This is a genomic window from Streptomyces sp. SID14436, from assembly GCF_010548465.1.
Lineage (GTDB): Bacteria > Actinomycetota > Actinomycetes > Streptomycetales > Streptomycetaceae > Streptomyces.
In genome coordinates, this window is record NZ_JAAGMD010000247.1 from 1 (window position 1) to 2234 (window position 2234).

At 73.7% G+C, this 2234-nt stretch carries 2 protein-coding genes and 1 pseudogene; 1 reads left to right on the forward strand and 2 read right to left on the reverse strand.

Annotated elements, in window-relative coordinates; all coding sequences use genetic code 11:
* Positions 1 to 219: 219 nt before the first annotated feature.
* A complete protein-coding gene (locus G3I53_RS09100) occupies positions 220 to 1317 on the reverse strand; it encodes a bifunctional succinyldiaminopimelate transaminase/glutamate-prephenate aminotransferase (RefSeq protein WP_164438210.1) in 1098 nt (365 codons plus the stop codon).
* Between the two features lie 114 nt (positions 1318 to 1431).
* A complete protein-coding gene (gene fdxA / locus G3I53_RS09105) occupies positions 1432 to 1749 on the reverse strand; it encodes a ferredoxin (RefSeq protein ID WP_055572727.1) in 318 nt (105 codons plus the stop codon).
* A 110-nt stretch (positions 1750 to 1859) separates the two neighbouring features.
* Here fdxA and G3I53_RS09110 point away from each other — a divergent pair.
* Positions 1860 to 2234: pseudogene (locus tag G3I53_RS09110) on the forward strand (GNAT family N-acetyltransferase); the annotation flags it as partial.

Genomic DNA, 2234 nt, shown 5'->3' on the forward strand with positions numbered 1-2234 from the left:
GCCGGGGACGTGCTGGACGACACCGCGGGCGCGGCGACCGAGGGCGGCGACCTGCCGACCGATTCGCTCACCTCGCGCGGGCTGCCGTCGGCCAAGACCCTCCCGGTGCAGGACCTGCCGCTCGGCTGACCGGCGGACGAACACGGCGACGGGCCCGGGGAGTTCTCCCCGGGCCCGTCGGCCGTTCCCACCGCGCGCACCGCACGCGCGCGGGCCGGGCTACGCCGTCAGGCGGTCCACCGCCGCGCGCACCCGCTCGTCCGTGGCGGTGACGGCGACGCGGACGAACCGCTCGCCGGCGGGGCCGTAGAAGTCGCCCGGCGCCACCAGGACGCCGCGGTCGGCGAGGTGGGCGACCGTGTCCCAGCAGGACTCGTCCCGGGTGGCCCACAGGTACAGGCCCGCCTCGCTGTGCTCGATGCGGAAGCCGTGGCCGGTCAGTGCCCGGCGCAGGGCGGCGCGGCGGGCCGCGTAGCGTTCGCGCTGGACGCGGACGTGCTCGTCGTCGCCCAGGGCCGCCGCGGCGGCGGCCTGGCTGGGCGCCGGGGTCATCATGCCGCCGTGCTTGCGGACCTGGAGCAGGGGCCCGAGGACCGCCGGGTCACCGGCCAGGAAGGCGGCCCGGTAGCCGGCCAGGTTCGACCGCTTGGACAGCGAGTGCACGGACACGATCCCGTCGTGGGAACCGCCGTTGACGTCCGGGTGCAGCACCGACACCGGGTCGGCGTCCCAGCCCAGTTCGAGGTAGCACTCGTCGGACAGCACCAGGACGCCGTGCTCGCGGGCCCAGGCGACGGTCCGGGTCAGCTCCTCCTTGGACAGCACCCGGCCGGTGGGGTTGGACGGGGAGTTCAGCCAGAGCAGCTTCAGCCCGGCCGGGTCCAGCTCGGTCGGGTCGTCGTAGGCGACGTGGCCGGCGCGGGCGAGGCGGGCGCCCACCTCGTACGTCGGGTAGGCCAGGCGCGGGAAGGCGACCCGGTCGCCGGGGCCGAGCCCGAGCTGGGTGGGGAGCCAGGCGACCAGTTCCTTGGAGCCGACGACCGGCAGCACGTGGTGGTGGGTGACGCCGCGGGCGCCGAGCCTGCGCCCGGCCCAGCCGACGATGGCGTCCCGCAGTTCGGGGGTGCCCCAGACGGTGGGGTAGCCGGGGGAGTCGGCGGCACCGGTCAGGGCCTTCTGGACGGCCTCGGGGACCGGGTCCACGGGGGTGCCGACGGACAGGTCGACGATGCCGTCGGGGTGGGCGGCGGCCGTCGCCTTGTAGGGCTCCAGCCTGTCCCAGGGGAAGGCGGGCAGCCGGTCGGAGACTACGGACACGGGTACGGCTCTCTTTCTGGCCCGGCAGACGCCTCGGTCCCGTGCGGCGACCGAGGCGGCCGGGCCGTACGGGACCGAGGCGGCACGCCGGTGCGGGCCGCCGGGCGGGACCGGCTACGCCTGCGGCGGCAGGGCCGCGATGAACGGGTGGTCCCGTTCGATCAGGCCCAGCTTGCTGGCGCCGCCGGGCGAGCCGAGATCGTCGAAGAACTCGACGTTCGCCTTGTAGTAGTCCTTCCACTCCTCGGGAGTGTCGTCCTCGTAGAAGATGGCCTCGACCGGGCAGACCGGTTCACAGGCGCCGCAGTCGACACATTCGTCCGGGTGGATGTACAAGGACCGCTGGCCCTCGTAGATGCAGTCGACCGGGCACTCCTCGATGCACGCCTTGTCCTTCACGTCGACACAAGGCTGCGCGATGACGTAGGTCACGCTGTCGTTCCTCCTCGATTGGGCGCTGGCGGGCCTCCTCAGGCTCCGCCGCCTGGCGCGCGGGAGCGCGGCGTCGTCGATGCCCGCCCCTAGTATCTCCGTTCCTGGGCATGATCCGAACAGGAGGGGTGGACCGACCTGTGGAATTCTCTGCGGCCGGCCGTCTCGAGGTCCGTATCACCGCTGCTGACGTGGGGAAACGGGTCTCGGTACGGAGCTTGATCGAACATGGTCCCTCGGGTGAGAAGTTCACCGACACGGTAGGCGTTCTCACATCATGGGACGAAGGTGTGCTGCGGATCACACGACGGGGCGGCGAGAGTGTCCGGATCCCGGAATCCGCGCTGGTCGCCGGCAAGACGGTGCCCGCCGCCCCGGCGCGTCGCCGGGGCCCGGCCGCCTCCTACGGGGAACTGGCGCGGGTCGCCTCGCGGGCCTGGCCGCCCACCGAGTCGGCCCGGCTCGGCGACTGGGAGCTGCGGGCC